The following is a 21205-nucleotide window of genomic DNA, read 5'->3' as shown; positions in this document are numbered from 1 at the left end:
TACAAAATACAGTTAACCTAACAATTTTTGTACCAACTGTTCTTTTTCATTCAATAATTGACAGAAAAACGTCCGAAAACGCAACTGTTTTCGGACGTTTTTTGTGTTCATTGAGTCATAAAAAAGTTTATCTTGGCGGAAAGCCGGGACCACCAGGACCACCAGGTCCGCCAATTGGAGGAATCGGGAAACCAAGTCTTCGTTCAATGGCACGCACCCGGCGATCTAGGCTCTGCAATTCTCGTTGAAATAGTTCCTGTTGCCGTTCGACCTGTCTTAACTGCCGTTCAAATTGTTGCTGTTGCCGTTCAAGCTGTCTTAACCTGCGTTCAAACTGCTGTGGGTTGAACGGAGGCTGTGGCGGACGCGGGGGCTGTTGCAGTTGTCGTCCATCTGAAGTCGACGCAGATCCTTCCCAATTAAAACTGTTTTCCATGTATGGATCACCTGTTCCCTGAGATTGAGGAAAAGGGAATGCCGTATCTGCAGAATACCCAAATGGTTGTTCGGCCGGATCGTTTTGGAATCCAAATGCGTCTTGCTGATCGATTCTTCCTCGTGGTGCGGCAGATGGCTGAAAAATGCTTGCATCTGCCTGAAATGACGAAGGATTAGTGTTTGAAAACATTGATGTATTCCTCCTTGAACATAAAAGATGTTGAGAATCATCTATAGTCTATGTTCAAGAATGATATTTGACCATGTACAGGCCAGGATGTGAAACTGCAGGGAGTGAAACTAAGGCAAATAAAAAGAGCTGTTAAAAAAACAGCTCAAGAAACTTTAACTTTTTTTTTCGTTACGGTCCATTGACCTTTTCGAGGACTTTTGACCAAATCATTATAAGTAAGAATATTTAAGTCTCTTTGCATTGTTCTCTGTGTCATGTCAAATTCTTCAACCAGCTCTTTCGTCGTGACAGTACCTTGTCTGCGAATAAACAAATAAACGGACCTAACGCGATTTAGCATTCGATCAGTTGAAGGACTCAAATAACCACTCCCCAGATTATTTATCAATAAAAGGTATGCCTTTCATTGAGCAAAATATTCAAACAAGAGTAAAAACACAGGGGATTTCCATTAGAAATCCTTCCAATTGATTGGGTAGGTAAGAAGTGGGGTCACTCACTCCTTTTTAACTGGGTATCAGTATCATTGAATGAAGCAGTTAAATTCCCGTGCCAGAGTCATGATGTCACTAAATATTCTGTTAAACAACTTAAATATAACTCTTTAATCAAAAAAGTCAAACATTTCCTCGGAAAATTTTTTCTTTTTTTATGGTTCTATTATTGGATCTTGTTAATCAACACAAATATTTACTCTCATCAACAAGTGCGGCCGTGGAGCTTCGCAAATTTCGTCTGTCTAAACTATGGATCATAATCAACGGTAGAAATGAACAGAGCTTTATTATAATAATTATGTCAGATTGTCTTTTACGCGTTCTGTAGCAAAAAAACCCCCTTCAATGAGAAAGACGAAGGGGATTAAAAATTAAATTAACGCGGAAATATGTCTCCGGACAAATAGCGCTCGCCTGTATCATTGATAATGCAAACAACCACCTGTTCGGGTTTAAAACGTTTCGCAACCTGCAGGGCGACAAACACGGAAGCGCCGGACGAAGGACCGCACAAAATCCCTTCTTCACTAGCCAGACGTCTCGTGATTTCGTAAGCATCTTCATCACTGACTTCAATAATTTCATCAACGATTGAAAGATCCATTGTTTTTGGAATAAAACCAGGGCTTGTACCCACGATTTTGTGCCGTCCGGGTTTTCCACCGGAATATACAGGCGAACCCGCGGGTTCACAAATATGTACAGTCATTTCGGGAAATACCTCTTTTAGTGCGGTTCCGGCACCTGTTACTGTTCCGCCCGTTCCTGCTGCACCGACAAACGCGGTCAGCGGGCGTCCAAGTGAATGGACATCGTCAATAATTTCGGTAGCTGTTGTTTTCCGATGAGCATCGGGGTTTGCTTGATTTTCAAATTGCATCGGCATATAGCTGTTAGGAAGTTTTTGCGCTAATTCTCTCGCTTTTTTTATTGCACCCGGCATTTTATCTTTGCCTGGTGTCAAAAAGACTTCCGCTCCAAATGCCTTTAACAAATTGATACGTTCCTGCGTCATTGTATCCGGCATGACAATAATTGCTTTATAACCGCGAGCGACTGCTGTCATGGCAAGCCCGATCCCCATATTTCCAGATGTGGGTTCAATGATCGTTGAACCTGGTTTTAGAAGGCCTTGACGCTCCGCTTCGAGAATCATGTATAAAGCGGCACGATCCTTCACACTTTTTGTGGGATTAAAATATTCCAATTTTACGTAGATGGTGGCACCATTTGGATCGGGAAGGCGATTCAGGCGAACCATTGGGGTTTTTCCAACGAGATCATCGATTGATTGGACGATTTTATCCATACATACCTCTCTTTTCTGCATCGATCCAAAGGCTTGAAAGCATGATTTGAAAGCCGCTTGAATCGAACTGTCCTCTTTTATTGTTTCTATTATACAGGAGAAATATAGGTCGGGTCGACCGTTGAAGAATTATTTCCAAGTAAATAGGGGCAAATTGTATAGTAATATCTTTACTGAAAACCTTGCCTTCACTGGGCAGACACCGTTATGATCATTGAGAAAGGGATGAAGAAATTGTCCGATCATTTTTTTCTGGCTATTCCGGTTCCTGAACATGTGGCTGTAGGTCTGCAACAAACGGCAGACAGTCTTAAACCTTACGTTAGCTATAAACGATGGACAGGTCCACAGGACTTTCATATCACGTTGTTTTTCTTTGGAGCAATAAATGATGACAAGCGATTGAAGATGATTCAATCAGTAAGAGAAATAGCGCAACAGACCGCATTTTTTCGAGTAACACTCTCGGGTATCGACGGATTTGGGGACAAACAACAGCCTCGTGTATTGTTCGCTTCTCTTGACCACTCACAAGAATTGACTGAGCTTCGTGAACGCATCGGGAACGTGCTTGCGGACATTGGTTTTGATTTAGAAGCGCGGGCTTTCCACCCGCATATCACAATAGCTAAAAGATGGGATCAAGGAGCGTTTCAGCATAGTCTACCAAAGGGTGATTATACACGAGACAGTCAATCGTGGGAAGTCAGTCATGTAGCGCTATTTGCCGTCCGCCCGGGACAGAAGCCTCAATATCAATCCGTCGCAGACTTTCCATTTCAAAAAGAATAAATGCTATTAAAGTCGCTTTGTTTTATACTGTTAAGGGCTTTTCAAAATAAATGTGCTGCTTAGGTTAAGATAAAATCGGGAATAGAACAGAGTAATGAAGGTGAAAAAATGGCCCAGCTCATCAAGATCAACCAGTGCGTCTCACGGTATCAAGTGGACCTGCGTTGTTATGCCAATCGTTTTACATGGCTGAAGAAGAAACGCATGGAAGAGTGGAAAGAAAGATGGGAAAACCGGTTAGACATTAAAACCCGGACACAACAAGACGATAAATATAATAAGCCATTAAAAATAGAATTCGGAAACTGGATGTTCGAAAAGCAACTGGACTGGTCGACGAGAACTGCATTTGAATGGTCGATACGCCCAGACAAAATACATGCTGAACTGTGGCTAAGAAGGATCCTTGAGGGCATCAATGATGTTTCCTTTTTCATGTATCAGCCCGTATTGCTTACAAAATCCGGTCCCGTACAGCTTGATTCCGTTCTGATCACCAATGATATCATCTGTTGTGTTCATCCCCTCAAAGGCGAACCCGGCAATGTGTTTCGAAATGTTACTCAGAGAAAATGGTGTGAAATGACGAATGGGGTAATGCGTCCATTGATAAGCCCTCTGATTTCACTTAGAAGAACGAAAGCAGTTGTTTCAGCGTTTTTGAAGAGCCATGATCTTGCTTCCATGAAGATTGAGGCGGCGGTTTATGCTCCTGAATGCTATATTGAACAGACGATGAGCAACTATGAGGCGGACTTTATTGATCGCCGGAATGAACGCGATTGGTTCATCCGGCTGGACCAGCACTCTCTTTTAATGAAAAGAGAACAGTTAGAGGCAGCTGAGTTACTTCTCAAACACAGTGAAACAATCGCGGATCCGAGGAATGCTGATCAAAACACTTAATGCGCATTCTAACTTTTATGATTGTTGATTGGACAGGAAAGTGGTATATTTTTAGGCATAGTCTGTTTTTCGCAGTGAATAAATAAGCAGGCTTAGAAAGGCAATGGTGGATTGCTTTGATCAGGTTTTTTGATGGCGAGAATTGGGAAATTTCTCCGGCAGGAGGATTAACAGGAGAAGCCTACATGGCAAGTTCCGGGGAAAATAAGCTGTTTATCAAGCGGAATTCTTCCCCATTTCTTGCTGTTCTCTCTGCGGAGGGCATCGTTCCGAAATTGCTCTGGACACGGCGCATGGATAATGGTGATGTGCTGACTGCGCAAAAGTGGATGAACGGAAGGGTGCTGACGCCGAAAGAAATGTCTTCGGAGCAAGTCGCCGGTCTGCTGAAAAAAATTCATACTTCCGAGCCGCTGTTATCCATGTTGAGACGGCTGGGCAAAAAGCCAGTGACCACTGCGGAAATTCTGAACCGTCTTGCTGAGCAGGCAAAGGGACGGACAGAGACACGCGCGCTGCGTCAAGCGATCAACTTTTTGAAGGATACTGCGGAATTGGCTGAATATCCAAAAAAAATGGTCTGTCATTCGGATATTAATCATAATAACTGGCTTCTTGGCCATGAAGAGAAGAATTTGTATCTCGTGGACTGGGATCAGGCAGTCATTGCTGACCCGGCGATGGATCTTGCGATGCTGTTGTACTGGTATGTAGAAGAAGATCAGTGGGAAGATTGGCTTGGCTTGTATGGCCTTGAATTTAACCGGTCTCTGCAGCTGCGGCTCATCTGGCATATGGTGGCTATGACTCTGAGGTTTATGTTTTGGCATCAGGAACATGCTGAAATGAAGAAAATCATTTTGTTTGAAAAAGATTTGCTCTGGCTGAATGACTATGCGGCGGAAATACTTCACTGATTTTCCGGCGGCCTGCATGAGTGCAAAGTAAGTAACCGGGTATTGTTACTTTTTTCATAACCAGCATCTTCCAGTGAGATTAGGAGGATGCGTTTTTTGCGGACTTCGGCACTTATTAACGGCAATCATCTGGGGCAGACATGCAGGTAATGGTAAAATAGAAGCAGAAATGATAGCTGTGGGTAAAAATCAGACAGTTTGTAGAGTTATGCGCAGACTGTTCTGGATGTTGATAAATTAGTTGAGTGTAAAGGAGCGTTATACATGAGAGTACGCCATAAACCCTGGGCTAAGGGAAAACTTGACCGTCATTCGGATATTGTTGTTCAGTCGCCTAGAGATTGTAACGGCGAGTGGCATGACGAGTTTCATAGAGAGGCGCCGCTTCATGTAGAAATTGGTTCGGGAAAAGGACGTTTTATCACGGGTATGGCAAAAAAATATCCGAATAATAATTTCGTGGGGATCGAACTGCATGAAAGCATCATTGTCACAGCACTTGATAGATGCTTGGATGAAGAGATTGAAAATGTGAGGCTGATTAATGAGGATGCCAGGGGACTCACTGAGTTCTTTGCCGAAGATGAGGTAGACGCTCTTTATCTCAATTTTTGTGATCCGTGGCCGAAAAATCGCCATGAGAAACGCAGGCTCACCTACTCTACATTTCTCGCCCAGTATGAATATGTATTGAAAAAAGGTGGTATCCTGCATTTTAAAACGGATAATCAAGCCTTATTTGAATACTCACTTGAAAGTTTTTCCAAGTACGGCTTTACACTGCAAAACATTAGTCTCGACCTTCATCATGCACGGGTAAAGGATAATGTCGTTACAGAGTACGAAGAAAAGTTTTCTGAAAAAGGTCAGCGTATTTATCGCTGCGAAGCAATTTCCAGTGAATGAAGCGGCCCCACGCTCCGAGCATGGGGCCCTACTTCTATTTTTGTGCTTTTAATTCCAAGAGTGTCCCGCTGTGCGCATCTGCTATAAAGTCAAAGTGACGGCTGATCCCGTTTTCGCTCGAGGTCAGACCCCCTTTATACACAAAATGGGTAAAACTGTCTTTTGACCATTTGTGGGGGGTAAGATAAATCCAGGCACCGTTTATTGGCAATTGCTCGCTAACCGCTTTTTTTACGCGATCTAATACATGTTCTGAACTTAAGGTCTTTTTCTCAGCCATTAATCGGCATGTGGCGATTCCGGCAAGGTATCCTGCAATTGCCCCCACAACAATGGCTGTTCCAAAGTGTTTGCTCATCTTAACTCCTCCGTTCCTGATTCCGCAGGACAGGACTTAGCAGTTTTGGCAAACCTGAGCCGAAACCCTTTGCTCTTAGATAAAGATCCTGCCATGTTACTGGATTTTTAAATGCCTATTTAAAAGTATAATGTTAGCTGTTCGTTTTACCAAGTAAAATATAGCCAACTGATGTTTGAACGATTAAGTCTATAGCCATTAATTCATTTTTATATGATCTGCAGACAGTTTTTTATAAAGAAGTTGAGGAAAGAAGGCAATTGAATGACCATCATTGGAGTGGGAACGAAAAATCCGGCGAAAATAGATGCTGTAAAACAATTAATACGTAGCGGTGATATAGATGCAATAATTCGAAGCTATAATGTACCTTCAGGTGTGTCTGCAATGCCTATGTCCGACATTGAGACTCGGCAAGGCGCAATTAATCGTGCAAAAGCCGTGCTGGATCAGGATGAAGCTGTGTCGTTTGGCATTGGTATGGAGGGTGGTGTGTCCGATATCGAAGGTGACATGTATTTATGTAACTGGGCAGCGGCTGCTGACCGCTTCGGTCATGTGATCAGTGCGGGAGGCGCCAGAATTCTCCTTCCTGAAGTGCTTGCTGAAGGTGTCCGAGCCGGAAACGAGCTCGGGGATATCGCTGATGCCTATGCACATCAGAAAAATGTCCATACACATGGTGGAACCATCGGTGTTTTGACAGAGGGAAGAATTACACGTACGGAGATGTTTCTTCACATTCTTAAATTAATTGAGGGCATGTATGCGCACCAAAAAAACGTTCAGCATGGGGAAGGTTAAGGTGCTGTTAAATAGGAGCATGCCTATGCTAAACTAATAGAGACTGTTCGAAAGTCCGGGAAAAGGTTAAGAAGGATCTTCTGCTAATAAGAAGAGGATCTTTCGCTAAATGCGTACGCGTCCTGTGTACAACGCGAAAGCCACCGCATCCTGCGGAAGTACGTCCTATGCACAACGCAGAAGTCACCACATCCTGTGGAAGTTGGCTGAACCGCGTTCTCGTGGTTCAGGAGGCGGTGTGATGGTGTGGATGGAAAGAAAAGGGGCTGATTGCTTATGGATCTTGCCGAAATGATAAATATCCTTAATAGCCGACTGAATGCTGAGGGACGAACTGTTCGTTTTGACATGAAAAAAGAGAGCATGCGGATTGAACAGGAACATAGTGGACAAGGCGTGACAATCTCTCTTTCTGAGCTTTTGCGCCGTTTTCATGAAGAAGGACCTGAGTCACTGGATCAAACCATTCTCGCTATTGATCGCGGATTACGCGCGATGGCAAGTTCTCTACATTTAAAGGGAAAAGAAAACCGCATTTTTCCAGTGATCCGTTCTGCGTCATTTCCCGACCATACATCTGACGGACGCAAATTAGTTACGAGAGACCATACGGCTGAAACAAAAATTTTCTATGCCCTTGATCTTGGGAATGCGTGCAGGTTGATTGATGACCAGTTTCTGGTTCGTGAAGGGCTGGATGAGCAGGCGTTAATCGAATTGGCTTCTTTTAACCTTAGCGAGCTGCCAATTAAAATCAAAAAAGACGTGGTCAAAAATAACGCTTTTTATTTTATTCACACAAATGACGGCTTTGATGCCAGCAGAGTATTGAACCGAAAACTTGTTGCTGACATGCGCGCTAAAGCAGTTGGAGACCTAACCGTTGCCATTCCGCATCAAGATGTGCTGATCTTTGGCGATATTGTTAATGCAGAAGGCTATGATATTCTGGCTCAAATGACGATGAAGTTTTACACATTAGGAACTATAAGAATTACCATGCTTCCTTTCGTTTTTGAAAAAGAAAGCCTTGAACCGATCTTTATTATGGCCAATAAGCGGCCAATCATTGGAAAATCAAAAGATTAATCTGTGTTAACAGAGTAAACATGAGAAAGCATGCTACATGGTTTTTTACGGGGAAACAACGGAACCTATGTAATCGGAAGGAGTTTAACGAATGATTCTTTATTATAATCGTGAGGGTATTGGTGATACGCTGATTCTTTATTTAAAGGAGGGCGGAAAGCAAACATTTCAGAGTAAAGGTGAAGTAACAAGAATCTACGACATCGGGACAGATGAAACGCTTGGCTTTAATTTTTCCAATGCCTCGCAATTTCTTGATGTCCATACTGCCGGCCAGGTGAAACCTGACGAGCAGCTCATCGATGCTCTGAATAAAAAACTGGTTGATTGTGGTTTGGATCCGGAGCTGCCTCATGATTTACAACCTTTAATCGTCTCTGGCCATGTGCTTGATCTTGAAGAGCATCCTGATTCGGATCACATGCATGTTTGCCGAGTGGACTGTGGCAATGAGATTCTGCAGATCGTCTGCGGCGCTCCAAATATTGATAAAGACCAGAAAGTGGTTGTTGCAAAACTGGGCGCTTTGATGCCCAATGGCACAATTATTCGTCCTACAGTGCTCAGAGGCGTATCGTCAGATGGGATGATCTGTTCTGCACGTGAACTCGATCTTCCTAATGCTCCGCAAAAGAGAGGAATTCTCGTTCTTGATCCCGGAACAGAGACGGGTCAGAATTTTTATACATTAGTGGTACAGAAAATGCATGCTTCACACTAAGAGGTCATGTGAAGGTGAGGTGAATAGCAATGGCCGACAGATGGTGGCGTCGTTTTTTCAGCTTGGATGATGATGATAATTACGAGAGCGAAACAAACCATGTGTTTGAGCAGCCCTCATCTCATGTGGGGCGTTTTAAAGATACACACCGGAATGTTGAAGTGAAAATGCTCACTCAGTATCCGGAAGGCACCTCAAATGAAACAAGGAAACCTCCTGCATCAAGACAGAGACAAAGTGAGACTAGCGGCGTTCCCCAGAAGAAGACGGTAGATCATCACAAGAAAAAAGCGCCGTTTCGTCTGACTAAAGTTCCATCTCCTGTTTTTGGCTATCGTCAGCCGCCTGAAAGCTTTTATCATGGGCAACAGGAGGAGTCCTTCTATCTGGACGCGCAAAAAGAAGAACGTGAAAAGCAGCAGATTTTAGAACGAAAAAAAGAGGAACAGCTACATAAATCCGTTAAACTTCCGCAGAATGCTGAGCATCCGCTGATTGATCGAAAGATCACAGATCAACCTTCAATCAGCAGAAAGTCTGACGCTTTTCAAGATGAATACAAGAGTAAAAGTCAGGAATATGATGCAACTCCTGCTGAACAGCAGCAAACGCGTGAGCAGGTACAGGAAACGAGTGATTCGGCAACACAAGAATCGTTATTGGAGAAGAAAACAACTTTTTACAACAGCGATGTGACAAGCAGTCATTCTTCATCAACGACCGGCATTAGGGAAACGCCTCATAATGAACCTGTCCGTGAACAGCATGAAATGATGAAGGTAAGCAGTCGTCTTCCACGGTCGCCGCATCGCCACGACACTCAGTCAAGGGTTCCCTTCAATGTTCTGATGTTTAAATCGGATCGTGTGCCAACACGTCCCTCTTCTGCTCAGCCAGCAACTGAACAGCAACAGGCTCCAGGATTACAGTTGTCTTTAGATTTTCTTGAGGATTCACCGCAATCGGAAAAAGATAGTGATTCATGGATTGAAGAGAAAAAAGCAACCTTGATTGAAACACTTGAAAATTTCCATGTCGATGCTGATGTGATCGGTTTTGTGCAGGGACCGAGTGTCACACGATTTGATCTCCATCTCCATCCCGGAGTGAAAATAAATAAAGTGCTGAGCTTGAATGAGGATATAAAATTGAGCCTCGCTGCAAAGCAGATTCGTATCGCTCCTGTTCCCGGGACTAGTGCTGTCGGGATTGAAATACCGAATAATGTGCGTCGACCGGTCCTGCTGAAACAATTACTGACATCCGATACCTACAAAAACAGTACTGCTCCGCTGACAGCGGCGCTTGGTCAGGATGTCTCAGGTAATCAAGTGGTGACGGATCTGACGAAAATGCCGCACGGACTCATTGCAGGAGCAACCGGATCCGGAAAAAGTGTATGCATCCATTCGCTCATTCTAAGCCTGATTTACCGAACTTCCCCTGAGGATCTTCGTTTTCTATTGATTGATCCAAAGGTTGTCGAGCTGGCACCTTATCAGGAGATTCCACACTTGGCAGCTCCAGTAATTACGGAGCCAAAAGAAGCAGCGGCAGCACTTAAGTGGGCAGTTGACGAGATGGAACGGAGATATCGGATTTTCGCACAAAACGCGGTCAGAGACATGAAGGGCTATAATAGAAAAGTACACGACGGCACGGCACAAGGCGAGAAGATTCCATACATAGTCATCATCATTGATGAATTGGCTGATCTCATGATGGTTTCTCCGCAGGATGTGGAGGAGTCTGTGTGCAGAATAGCGCAAAAAGCGCGGGCGGCAGGTATTCACTTGCTCGTTGCTACACAACGTCCATCGGTAGACGTCATAACCGGGTTGATTAAATCAAATATTCCGACTCGAATCGCCTTCAGCGTGTCCTCCCAAACCGATTCAAGAACTATTCTTGATTGTGGAGGCGCGGAAAGACTGCTTGGGCGAGGTGATTTGCTTTTTGCTGAGAATGGCTCACGCAGTCTTCGCCGTTTGCAGGCTTGTTATGTGTCCGATGAAGAAATTAATCGTGTAACCCAAGCATTTCATAATTGGCCGAAACTGGATTATCTTTTTTCTCCTGATATTGTTCGCACGGATTATGAGCGTTCAGATCAGGAGGACGAATTACTTGATGAAGTTACGGCTTTCGTTGTTGACCAAGGTCAGGCATCAGTATCAAGTATCCAAAGGCATTTCCGAGTGGGCTATAATCGGGCGGCGCGTCTTGTCGATGAACTGGAACTTCGCAATGTGATTTCCGCCAATAATGGCAGTAAGCCTCGTCAAGTATTGCTTTCTAAGGACAAGCTGGAAAGTTTGACAGTTCAAAAAGAAAGCGGAGAATTCTGATTCCGATAAGAAAAGAAATGCTAATAAATATGCTTTTACAACCTTGATAATTAAGGTTAAAATAAGTCTCGGGCATGATTGGGATGGTATACACCCCTAAGTTCATAAAGCAAGTCTGTTCACATTTTCGCGGCCTTATTTCCTTGAGGAGATCTTTCCGCTGTGAGCGTATTAATGAGTAACGTTAATGGCGTTGAACAGATCCGTTGTACACAGAATAGGTGTTTATTGAGTATACTATTCATATTGCAACGATTTGGTCATGCACGAAGCATTATATGGAGGTCATTGTATGGTGAAATACCATTTTGTTGGCATAAAAGGTACAGGAATGAGCGCATTGGCTCAAATTCTTCAAGATCTGCATCATGACGTGCAGGGCTCTGATTATGACAAACGTTTTTTTACTCAGCAAGCATTGGAAGACAAGAATATTACAATATTGCCTTTTACTAAAGATAACATTACATCAGAAGAAATTGTGATTGCCGGAAATGCATTTCCGGATGAACATGAAGAGATTGTCAAGGCGAAAGAAATCGGCGTTCCTGTTTACCGGTATTATGATTTCCTTGGTGATTTGGCGATGAACTATACAAGCGTTGCCGTCACAGGGACACATGGTAAAACGTCGACAACCGGACTCCTTTCTTTTGTATTTGAAGCATTCGCTCCTACTTCGTATTTAATCGGAGACGGAACGGGTTCCGGTAACGATAAAGGTAAGTACTTTATTTGGGAATCTTGCGAATACAAACGGCATTTTCTGCATTCGGACCCGGATTATTGCCTTATTACAAATATCGAATTTGACCATTCGGATTATTACAAAGATCTCGAGGATGTCTTCAGCGCTTTTCAAGAACTGGCGCTCAAAGTAAAAAAAGCGGTTTTTGCTTGCGGCGATAATGAGCAGCTGCAGATGATCAAATCAAATGTACCGATTATTTATTATGGATTTAACGAAGAAAATGATTTTCAGGCAAGAAATGTGACATTTTTGTCGGACGATTCAGGAACTGAATTTGATGTATATTTACGAAACGATTTTTACGGACACTTCAAAATTACCGGTTATGGCAATCATAATGTACTGAACGCGCTTGGCGTGATCTCTTTCTGCAACTATATGAATGTGCCGATCGAACTGGTGAAAGAGCGATTGATGCAGTTTCATGGTGTGAAACGCCGCTTCTCCGAAACAAAGCTTGAACTTAGGGATCAAGTAATGATTGACGACTACGCCCATCATCCGACTGAAATTCGGGTGACCATTCAGGCTGCCCGCGAAAAATATCCGGATCGCAAAATCATTGCCATCTTCCAACCGCATACGTATTCCAGAACGATGACGTTTATGGATGAGTTTGCCGAAGCACTTGATACGGCCGATGAGGTATACCTATGCGATATCTTTGGGTCTGCACGTGAGAAAAGCGGAAAACTTTCGATCCATGATCTTCAGGATCGAATCAACGCTTCCAAGATTTTGCACAACACTAATATCGAAGACTTGAAGCAGTATAAACATAGCGTCTTGCTTTTCATGGGTGCCGGAGATATTCAAAAGTATCAGAATGCATATAAACAGGCATTGGAATCATCTACAATGTGATTCCTTTCGCCTTTTTTTATACAAATAAGAATGTATCAAAGAGAAAAGATCAGCGGTGTTTAGTATAAGAAAAACGAATAAGGAACTTCGACTAAGCACTTCAACAAAATACGCTCACATCCTGTGAGCAATGGTGAAGCCACCACGTTATGTGGAAGTACGTCCTTGAAACAACAACGAAGTCACCACATCCTGTGGAAGTTCAACCGGCATCCAAAGGATTTGCTTCGCCAAGTTTTTCTTTAACATTTTTAAATGTTAAGATAAGAAGTGGACAAGGGATTTAAGATTTCGATCACACAATAGGTATAGAAATGCGAAGATTCATCAAACTAATACAGAATCGATTGAAAGGGAGGATTTACGGTGATCATTATCCTTTATTTGGCAGTTGCAATCATTGCTATTGCCTTTGCCGTACTTGTTTATTTTTTGTCACAAACCTTGCGTTCCGCGCAAAAGACTATGGATGACGTGGCTTCGACACTTGAAAACGTTCAGGAACAGATGAAAGGGTTGAATGAAGAAACAACTGAGCTTCTGCATCGGACGAATTTGCTGGCTGTCGATATTCAAAGAAAATCAAAAAGCCTGAACAGTATTTTTGATGCAATTGAAGGATTTGGCCAATCACTTGGCTCGGTTAATGATTCTTTCAAAAGAGTAACTTCGAGTATTGAGAATAAAGGTATCGAGCATTCCGGCAAGATTGCCCAGACGCTCCAATGGGGTAAGGCAGCAATCGACCTCATGCACCGGTGGCAAAGCACCCGTCAGTCTAATCAAGAGAAATAAGAGGGGGGCTTTTTCATGGGACAGAACGAGGATTATTCCGTTGGCAAAGGAATGGCTTTCTTATCAGGTCTTATGATCGGCGGCGCACTTGGTGCGCTAACGATTTATCTGCTTGCGGCTCCGACCGGAAAAAAGGTTCTGAAGAATCTGCAGCAGGAAAGCATTTCACTAAAAGGAAAAGGGTCTGATTTTATTCAAACGGCAAAGCAAAAGTCGATTGATTTGACTCAGAGAATCTCTTCTGCCAAGAAAGAGACTCTAGATGACAAGGAACAAATGATCCCGATCCCAAAGGATTACTGATTGCATGGCTGCCTCTGTGCTCTGCCCATTCCGAATATGTTTCGGCATGCGCTCTCAGTAATCCTTGTTTTTTTCAGCCTGAATAAAAAAACATAGCGAATCCAGTCAGAATTTGTTAGTATTTAGAGTAGGCATCAAGGCGTTTGATGCATATTTGAGTTACAATAAAATGAAAACGTTATAGAGCGTGAACTGGGGTTCAGGCTGACTATAGAAAACTTGGTGGATTTATGAGGAGGTATGAGCATTGAGCGCAACGATATACGACGTAGCCAGAGAAGCTGGTGTTTCAATGGCTACCGTTTCTCGGGTAGTTAATGGCAATCCAAATGTAAAACCGACAACACGGAAAAAGGTATCTGAAGCAATAAAACGGCTTGGTTATCGTCCAAATGCTGTCGCACGCGGTTTGGCAAGCAAAAAAACAACGACAGTCGGAGTTATTATTCCGGATATTTCAAGTGTCTATTTTTCAGAATTAGCGCGCGGCATTGAAGACATTGCAACGATGTACAAGTACAACATCATTTTGTGCAACTCTGATCAAAATAAGGACAAGGAGATCCGGTTAATTCAGACACTCCTTGGAAAACAAGTTGATGGCATCGTATTCATGGGCGGTAAAATCGATCAGGAGCATATTGAGGAATTTAAACAATCCTCAGTACCGGTTGTTTTGGCCTCGACAGTTGATGAGCAGCATGAAATTCCTTCGGTAAATATTGATTATGAACAAGCAGTTTTTGAAGTGATCTCAAAATTGATTGAATCAGGCAACCGTCGCATTGGCTTTATTAACGGCCCAGTTGATGTGCCAATTAATGGAAAATATAAACTGAATGGCTATAAGAAGGCACTTGAAGCCCATCAATTGCCGTTTGAAGAGTCTCTGGTAACTGAAGGAGACTATACTTATGAATCCGGTAAGGAAGCCGCTGCTCAATTCCTGAGCCAAGAAATAAAGCCAACGGCTATTTTTGTCGATTCTGATGAAATGGCAATTGGAACCATCCATGAAATACAGGATGAAGGATTAAGCGTACCAGATGATATTGAAGTCGTCAGCAGCGAAAATACACGCCTTGTGCAAATGGTCCGCCCAACACTCACAAGTATTGCAGAACCGACCTATGATATTGGTGCAGTAGCGATGCGCCTCCTCACGAAACTGATGAATAATGAGAAAGTGGAAAGCATTACGGTCGTTCTGCCTCACCGTATTGATGACAGAAAGTCGACAAAATAATTATTGAAATTATTATAGATTGAATAAAGAAATCCCCCATTCGAGAATTTATCTTAATCTCAAATGGGGGATTTTTTTTGCTATAGTCAATAATGGTCTTGTTGATTTAAGGACGGATCTTGCCAAGTAAATCTGGGTTGGCTGCATTTAAATCGGTAAAAGGAAAATGGGATTTCATAAAATCAGGGTTGATTCTGAAGAGACTGTTATCCGCAGGCTGCTGTTCATTGGGCTGTTGATTTTGATTATTCTGGTCTGGTTGCCCTTGCTGAGCGACCGATTGATCCGATTGCGGCTGCCCATTTAAGGGTTCAAGCACTTCTTGAGCTTCTTTAGGAAGGTATTTCACATTCATTAAGTCGGTTTCTTCAAAACCTGCAGCCTTGCAATATGCTGTCGGCTTCCCGTCCGTTAAGCCGCAGTATGTTGTTTTTTCAATACCCTGCGGTTGTGAGAAATGTTCTTTTGGTGCCATCAGGTCAGGATCCACATCATAGGCGCTATTCGCAAACCCTGCCCATAACTGTTTGGTTTGAGTAGAATAAGTATGCTGATTCAGTCGCTGATTATGTGCGTATCCATTCCAGACGCCCATGGTGATGTTTGGATTGGATGCGACAAGCCATGAATCACGCCAATCTTGCGAGGTTCCGGTTTTTCCCGCCCAGTCTGCTGAAAAATGAAGCATCCCTGGCAGAGCAGCTCCTGTGCCGTATTTAAACACATCGCGCATCATGTCGAGCATCAGATAGTTGGTTTGTTCCGAGAAAACGCGAACTGGTTGTACTTTATGCTGATAAATCAATTTACCCGTACTATCAGTGATTTTATCAATCATGTAAGCATCGACAAAGGATCCGTTGTTGGCAAAAGTTGTGTACGCATTGGTATTTTCCTCAATGGTGATTCCGCGTGTTATACCGCCAAGCGCAGCTGAAACATTATATCCATCGGATCCGACGAGAGAAGTGATGCCCATCTTCCTTAAATAATCCGGGGCGCTATTTGTCGTATTATTAAGTCGTGTGAAGACGCTGACCGCCGGGACATTGTGAGAAGCTGCAAGAGCGGCACGAGCGGTTTCGAACCCATGGAAGAGTTTGCTGCTTGACGTTGATCCGTAGTCTGTCGGTTCATAGACTTGGCCATTGACAATCCGTTTATAAGGGAGATCGGGTAAAATTGATCCGGGTTGAATTAAGTCGAGTTCCATCGCAGGAGCATAGACGAGCAGTGGTTTCATTGTTGATCCATTTTGCCGCGTTACCTCAGTCGCATAATTCAATTCAGAGGTACCGAAACCGCGGCCTCCGACAAAACTGATGATACGTCCGGTTTTATTTTCGATTAATATTGATCCAACCTGCATCGGATCTTTCACCTTTTCCATTTTTCCGGTCTTGCTGTTTTTCACTTCCAGGATTTGCCCATCTTTATTACGTGCATATTGATCCGGGCTATAACCTGAATAATTTTGAGCGAACGATGTCATATCATCATAGATTGGTTTATTGATGGTGGTATAGATCCTATAACCTCCATTTTCAAGATCTATTGCCGCATTCTTCATAAACTCATTAAAAAGAGAATAATGCTTCTGTACCGCAGAGAAATCATATTTATGTATTTTTGCGATTTCTTGCAGGGATTTTTCTCTATAAATATTATTATTGTGTTCGTACACCATCTTCTTGTAATTTAAATAATCCGTATACAGTTTGTCACTGCTGTACCCTTGTTTCTGAGCCATCTGCTTGGCGAGGATGACTGTTGAACGATTCTGCACTTCTTTCATTAGATAAGGATAATCGCTGTTTATTGATTTCTCCGGTTTTGCAAAGTGCTTTTTATAATCGTACTTCATCGCGGAGTCCAGTTGAGTTTTATTAATATATCCGACAGCATACATGCGTTTCAGCACGGTGTGTGCACGATTGATACCGGCGGACAGGTCTTTTTTCAGACCGCCATGATTTTGGAATGGAGAATACGTAAATGGATTTTTCGGGAGTCCGGCGATGAATGCAGCTTGAGCAAGCGAGAGCTTATCCGCTTTGACACCGAAAATGCCTTCAGCAGCTGTTGACGCTCCTGCCACATTTTTACCAGATGCATCTCGACCAAATGAAGCCATATTCAGGTAGGATTCGAGAATCTGATCCTTCGTAAAGAAGCGTTCGAGGCGAAGAGCAAGAAGAATCTCTTTAAATTTTCGTTCGAGAGAGACTTCATTGGTCAGTATTTGGTTTTTTACGAGTTGCTGGGTGATGGAACTGCCGCCTGTAACCTGCGGTTTATTCAGCAGCTCTTCCATACTCGCACGTATGACTGCCTTAGGCACTACACCATGATGTTGATAGAACAGTTCGTCTTCCGTAGCTACAACTGCATGAATCAAATATGGAGACATGTCTTTCAATTTTGTCTTTGTCCGGACGAGATCGCTGTTCATATTGCCGATGGGGATCTTGCCGGCAAAGTAGCTGACACTGCTTTCGGAGTAATTGTTGATGTCATGATTCAGCGTTTTATAACTAAGTACAGGTTGGTCGCGGACGAGTGCCGCGAAATAACCGGAAACCGTACCGGCTGCAAAGAATAATCCGATAACTAAGATTGCTAAGGTAAGTAATAAAGAATTCCAAATTACTCCTGTTATCGAATGGATTGTTCGAATTACTGAGCTTGAAGCCCATTTTTCCGCCAACCGGTCGAAAAAATCGGAAAAGCTTTTTAATGGGGCATGCATTCGCAAATCTCCTCTTAAAGTTTGTCATCTGTCTCTTATTGAAAAGACCTTTATAGCATGTAACAGTCAGAAAAATTTAATTAAAGCTTCTTATTATATTAGCGTAAATCACAGAGGTTGAAAAGAAAAAACGAACGTATGGACATTATGTGCGACAGTATTGAAAAAAAATTTAAAAAAGAACCTTGCCGACTAAGTCCGCAAGGTTCCTTACAACAATTTCTATTATTTTGAATAGAATTCGACGATCATTGCTTCCGTAATCTCCGCAGGGAGTTCAGAGCGTTCTGGAAGTCTGTTAAATGTGCCATCCAGAGTTTTTTCGTCAAAAGTCAAGTATTCTGGAACGAATGTATTCGTTTCAAGAGCGTCCTTGATAATCACGAGATTGCGTGACTTTTCACGGACACCGATCGTTTCACCTGGTTTTACGCGGTAAGAAGGGATATCCACGCGTTTGCCGTTAACGGTAATATGTCCATGATTGACAAGCTGACGTGATTGTCTGCGTGTTCTTGCGAGACCCAGGCGATAAACAAGGTTATCGAGACGGGATTCAAGCAGAACCATGAAGTTTTCACCGTGAACGCCCTTCATTTTCGCAGCATCATCAAATGTGCGGCGGAATTGGCGTTCATTCAGACCATACATAAAACGCAGCTTCTGTTTTTCCTGTTGTTGACGGCCGTATTCGGATAACTTAATACGTTGCGTCGGACCATGTTGGCCGGGAACGTACGGACGCCTCTCAAGTTCTTTTCCTGTACCGCTGAGTGAAATGCCCAGACGGCGTGATTTCTTCCAAACCGGACCAGTATAGCGAGCCATATAATGACTCCTCCTTCGTCATTTTATTCGAGAGTGTCCATAGAGAGCGAGCTTTCTATGGAACAAACTCTGCGTGGTATAAAATGACACCTCTGCAAGCTTTCCCAAAGTTATTTTGCTATCTTGCACCTTCGCCCAGGCAGTCTAGGTTACGCAGTACACCTCTTGCAATGAAGAGGAACAAAATAGAAAGGCTTTGGACTCTTCCAGCGCTGCCTCATTTTACACGAAGGCAATTATACCCTTACCACAGGCGCATTGTCAAGCTTATAAATAAGTGACAAGGGTTTCAGCGAAAGCCTCCAAAAACTGCTGATCATCTTCCGAGAAGCGATCGCAAACCGGGCTGTCAATATCCAAAACACCGATCAACGCACCTTCTTTAATGAGTGGGACGACAATTTCCGAGCGTGATGCGGCATCGCAGGCAATATGCCCAGGAAATTCATGTACATCCGGAACACGGAGAATCTCTTTTTCTTGGGCCGCTGTTCCACAGACCCCTTTTCCCATTGCAATCCGTACACAAGCCGTCTTTCCCTGGAATGGACCGAGAACGAGTTCGTTATCTTCAAGCAAATAAAAGCCGACCCAATTTATTGTATCGAGGCATTCATTTAGCCACGCAGAAGCGTTGGCAAGATTTGCAATACGGTTTGATTCATCTTTTATTAATGATTCAAGCACTTGAATTCGTGTTTTATTGACAGAATTCATTTGTTTCCACCCCGATTATTAATGAATGTACTCTAATTTTAGCAGAATGCATCGGATTTTTCAGCAAGTATGTCGAAAGGTTTTTAGAGGGTAGACGTCATTTAAGCAGAACGTTTATAGTAAGAGAATCAACAATTAAATCTAGTTATGGCTAGCGATGAAAGGGGATGTACGAGATGCCGACCAAAGTTGCGAATCCGGCAAGTGGAAAAAGATCAAAAGATGCAGTTGTTCACTCCGCGTTAAAGTTGTTTAATATGGGCGGCTATGACGGAACCTCTGTCCGTGCCATAGCTTCAGATGCAGGGGTTAACATCGCGCTTGTTTCTTACTATTTCGGTGGGAAGCAAGGCTTGCTGGAATACTTAATGGCGAGCTTTTTCGAAGGCTATCTAGCAACCTTGGAAGACGCGCAGCATGAGACAGCCAGGCAGGCTTCCGCTGCAGATCAATTGGCTGTGATTGCCGAACAACTTATCCGTTACCAGCAACGCTACTTTTACCTTTCACGCTTTGTCCATCGGGAAATGACCTTAGACAATCAGCTCGTACGAGAATTAATGTCCAGTTATTTGATGAAAGAAAAGTTTTTACTGGAACGTGTATTTAAAAAGGTATTTGACGGCAGAAATTTAAATCCGGTGCAGATCGAATTTGCCATCATTCAATATCGTGATATGGTCATTATGCCGTTTCTCCAGCCGCAATATTTAAGAAAAGTATTTTTCATGCAACCGAGCGAGCCGTCTTTTTGCACGCAATACGTGCGCTATATTCGTGATTGGGCTGATCAGGTAACCAAAGGATGTCAGAACCAAAAATAAGATTATCGGAAGAAGTAGCTGTACACATTTTTTCCAATTAATAAAACGGTGATCACGACAAAAAATACTTTTACATAGGAAGAACCATGCTTAATCGCGAATTTTGCGCCGCACCATGAACCGACGATGAGCGCGACAGCCATAATTAATCCTAGTCCATAGTTAACATAACCGAGCGCGGCGAAAGTAAGCAAGCCTGCGATGTTACTTCCAAAATTGAGGAGCTTAGCATTTCCTGCTGCACGAACAAAATCAAAGCCAATCGTCAGGAATGAGAAAATCAGAAAGGATCCGGTTCCTGGTCCAAGAAATCCGTCATAGAAACCGATAATAAAAATAAGTGGGAAAAACCAGAGAATTGTTTTCATGTTCAAATTAGAATAGAGCGAAGTAGAGCCCCAATCTTTTTTTGCTATGGTGTAGATCGTGACGGCAATCAGAAGAAACAGGATCAGTGGACGCAATACCTCAGGAGACAGAAAATGGACAAGCAGGACACCGCATGCCGATCCAATGAATGAAAGGGGAAACAACTTTGTCGTCAACCGGAGATTGATTTTTCCAGATTGTATAAAAGTAAGTGTGCTCGTCAGCGATCCCGTAGAGCTGGCGAGTTTATTTGTGCCTAAAGCAATCTGAGGGGGAAGACCGATCGAGAGCAGAGCGGGTGTGGAGATTAGTCCTCCTCCTCCGACAACTGCGTCAATAAAACCGGAGCAGAAGCCAGCAGCCATTAGAAAAAAATCGGTAAGAATTGTATGCATGTCACAGCCACCCAACCAATTAAAAAAGATGTACTGATTATATCATATAAAAATCGACAGATTCTGTTTTTTATTGACCTCAAATC

Annotated in this window: 21 protein-coding genes; 13 read left to right on the top strand and 8 right to left on the bottom strand. The window is 43.1% G+C overall.

Annotation, left to right across the window (positions count from 1 at the left end):
- Positions 1 to 127: 127 nt before the first annotated feature.
- The 3 genes from P343_RS36295 to cysK form a co-directional block, all read right to left on the bottom strand.
- Positions 128 to 628, bottom strand: coding sequence for a hypothetical protein (locus tag P343_RS36295; protein WP_023508767.1), 501 nt, complete (start codon positions 626 to 628; stop codon positions 128 to 130).
- Between the two features lie 145 nt (positions 629 to 773).
- The gene (locus tag P343_RS21470; RefSeq protein ID WP_023508766.1) at positions 774 to 992 is read right to left on the bottom strand and encodes a DeoR family transcriptional regulator; all 219 of its coding nucleotides are present in this window, start codon (positions 990 to 992) and stop codon (positions 774 to 776) included.
- Between the two features lie 512 nt (positions 993 to 1504).
- Entirely contained in the window at positions 1505 to 2437 is a 933-nt protein-coding gene (cysK, locus tag P343_RS21465; RefSeq protein WP_023508765.1) for a cysteine synthase A, read from the bottom strand.
- Between the two features lie 207 nt (positions 2438 to 2644).
- On the opposite strand from cysK, the gene thpR reads away from it, so the two are divergent.
- The 4 genes from thpR to trmB all read left to right on the top strand — a co-directional run bounded on the left by thpR (position 2645) and on the right by trmB (position 5958).
- Positions 2645 to 3229, top strand: a complete 585-nt coding sequence (thpR, locus tag P343_RS21460) for an RNA 2',3'-cyclic phosphodiesterase (RefSeq protein WP_023508764.1) — start codon at positions 2645 to 2647, stop codon at positions 3227 to 3229.
- A 108-nt stretch (positions 3230 to 3337) separates the two neighbouring features.
- Positions 3338 to 4135 (top strand): hypothetical protein, encoded by a 798-nt coding sequence (locus tag P343_RS21455; RefSeq protein WP_023508763.1) that lies wholly within the window; start codon positions 3338 to 3340, stop codon positions 4133 to 4135.
- A 185-nt stretch (positions 4136 to 4320) separates the two neighbouring features.
- The gene (locus tag P343_RS21450; RefSeq protein ID WP_422784801.1) at positions 4321 to 5052 is read left to right on the top strand and encodes a phosphotransferase family protein; all 732 of its coding nucleotides are present in this window, start codon (positions 4321 to 4323) and stop codon (positions 5050 to 5052) included.
- A gap of 264 nt (positions 5053 to 5316) precedes the next feature.
- On the top strand, positions 5317 to 5958 hold the full coding sequence (gene trmB / locus P343_RS21445) for a tRNA (guanosine(46)-N7)-methyltransferase TrmB (RefSeq protein WP_023508761.1): 642 nt from the start codon (positions 5317 to 5319) through the stop codon (positions 5956 to 5958).
- Between the two features lie 34 nt (positions 5959 to 5992).
- On the opposite strand, the gene P343_RS21440 is transcribed toward trmB, so the two are convergent.
- Positions 5993 to 6316: a hypothetical protein gene (locus tag P343_RS21440; RefSeq protein WP_023508760.1), complete on the bottom strand. Its 324-nt coding sequence runs from the start codon at positions 6314 to 6316 to the stop codon at positions 5993 to 5995.
- Between the two features lie 264 nt (positions 6317 to 6580).
- On the opposite strand from P343_RS21440, the gene P343_RS21435 reads away from it, so the two are divergent.
- The 8 genes from P343_RS21435 to ccpA all read left to right on the top strand — a co-directional run bounded on the left by P343_RS21435 (position 6581) and on the right by ccpA (position 15237).
- The gene (locus P343_RS21435) at positions 6581 to 7120 is read left to right on the top strand and encodes a DUF84 family protein (protein WP_023508759.1); all 540 of its coding nucleotides are present in this window, start codon (positions 6581 to 6583) and stop codon (positions 7118 to 7120) included.
- Between the two features lie 276 nt (positions 7121 to 7396).
- The gene (locus P343_RS21425) at positions 7397 to 8209 is read left to right on the top strand and encodes a DUF1444 family protein (protein ID WP_023508757.1); all 813 of its coding nucleotides are present in this window, start codon (positions 7397 to 7399) and stop codon (positions 8207 to 8209) included.
- Between the two features lie 91 nt (positions 8210 to 8300).
- Entirely contained in the window at positions 8301 to 8930 is a 630-nt protein-coding gene (gene ytpR, locus P343_RS21420) for a YtpR family tRNA-binding protein (RefSeq protein ID WP_023508756.1), read from the top strand.
- Between the two features lie 29 nt (positions 8931 to 8959).
- Positions 8960 to 11278: a DNA translocase FtsK gene (locus tag P343_RS37400; protein WP_023508755.1), complete on the top strand. Its 2319-nt coding sequence runs from the start codon at positions 8960 to 8962 to the stop codon at positions 11276 to 11278.
- A 292-nt stretch (positions 11279 to 11570) separates the two neighbouring features.
- Positions 11571 to 12893 carry a UDP-N-acetylmuramate--L-alanine ligase gene (gene murC / locus P343_RS21410; RefSeq protein WP_023508754.1) on the top strand — a complete coding sequence of 441 codons (1323 nt, stop codon included), beginning with the start codon at positions 11571 to 11573 and terminating at the stop codon, positions 12891 to 12893.
- 366 nt (positions 12894 to 13259) lie between these two features.
- Positions 13260 to 13688 (top strand): DUF948 domain-containing protein, encoded by a 429-nt coding sequence (locus P343_RS0118440; protein ID WP_031263558.1) that lies wholly within the window; start codon positions 13260 to 13262, stop codon positions 13686 to 13688.
- Positions 13689 to 13703: 15 nt separating this feature from the next.
- Positions 13704 to 13991: a YtxH domain-containing protein gene (locus P343_RS0118435; RefSeq protein ID WP_031263557.1), complete on the top strand. Its 288-nt coding sequence runs from the start codon at positions 13704 to 13706 to the stop codon at positions 13989 to 13991.
- Positions 13992 to 14238: 247 nt separating this feature from the next.
- Entirely contained in the window at positions 14239 to 15237 is a 999-nt protein-coding gene (gene ccpA, locus P343_RS21405; RefSeq protein ID WP_023508753.1) for a catabolite control protein A, read from the top strand.
- Positions 15238 to 15343: 106 nt separating this feature from the next.
- On the opposite strand, the gene P343_RS21400 is transcribed toward ccpA, so the two are convergent.
- The 3 genes from P343_RS21400 to P343_RS21390 form a co-directional block, all read right to left on the bottom strand.
- On the bottom strand, positions 15344 to 17986 hold the full coding sequence (locus P343_RS21400; protein WP_023508752.1) for a transglycosylase domain-containing protein: 2643 nt from the start codon (positions 17984 to 17986) through the stop codon (positions 15344 to 15346).
- A 225-nt stretch (positions 17987 to 18211) separates the two neighbouring features.
- Positions 18212 to 18814: a 30S ribosomal protein S4 gene (rpsD, locus tag P343_RS21395; protein ID WP_023508751.1), complete on the bottom strand. Its 603-nt coding sequence runs from the start codon at positions 18812 to 18814 to the stop codon at positions 18212 to 18214.
- Between the two features lie 267 nt (positions 18815 to 19081).
- Complete coding sequence (locus P343_RS21390) at positions 19082 to 19531, bottom strand: GAF domain-containing protein (RefSeq protein ID WP_023508750.1); 450 nt, start codon at positions 19529 to 19531, stop codon at positions 19082 to 19084.
- A 176-nt stretch (positions 19532 to 19707) separates the two neighbouring features.
- On the opposite strand from P343_RS21390, the gene refZ reads away from it, so the two are divergent.
- Positions 19708 to 20355 (top strand): forespore capture DNA-binding protein RefZ, encoded by a 648-nt coding sequence (refZ, locus tag P343_RS21385; RefSeq protein WP_023508749.1) that lies wholly within the window; start codon positions 19708 to 19710, stop codon positions 20353 to 20355.
- Between the two features lie 2 nt (positions 20356 to 20357).
- Here the strand turns inward: refZ and P343_RS21380 are convergent, their stop codons facing one another.
- Complete coding sequence (locus P343_RS21380; protein WP_023508748.1) at positions 20358 to 21119, bottom strand: sulfite exporter TauE/SafE family protein; 762 nt, start codon at positions 21117 to 21119, stop codon at positions 20358 to 20360.
- Positions 21120 to 21205 lie beyond the last annotated feature (86 nt).

This window comes from Sporolactobacillus laevolacticus DSM 442, assembly GCF_000497245.1.
Classification (GTDB): Bacteria; Bacillota; Bacilli; order Bacillales; family Sporolactobacillaceae; genus Sporolactobacillus; species Sporolactobacillus laevolacticus.
Note: the sequence above shows the minus strand (reverse complement) of the source record. Positions and strands in the feature narration are given on the sequence as shown.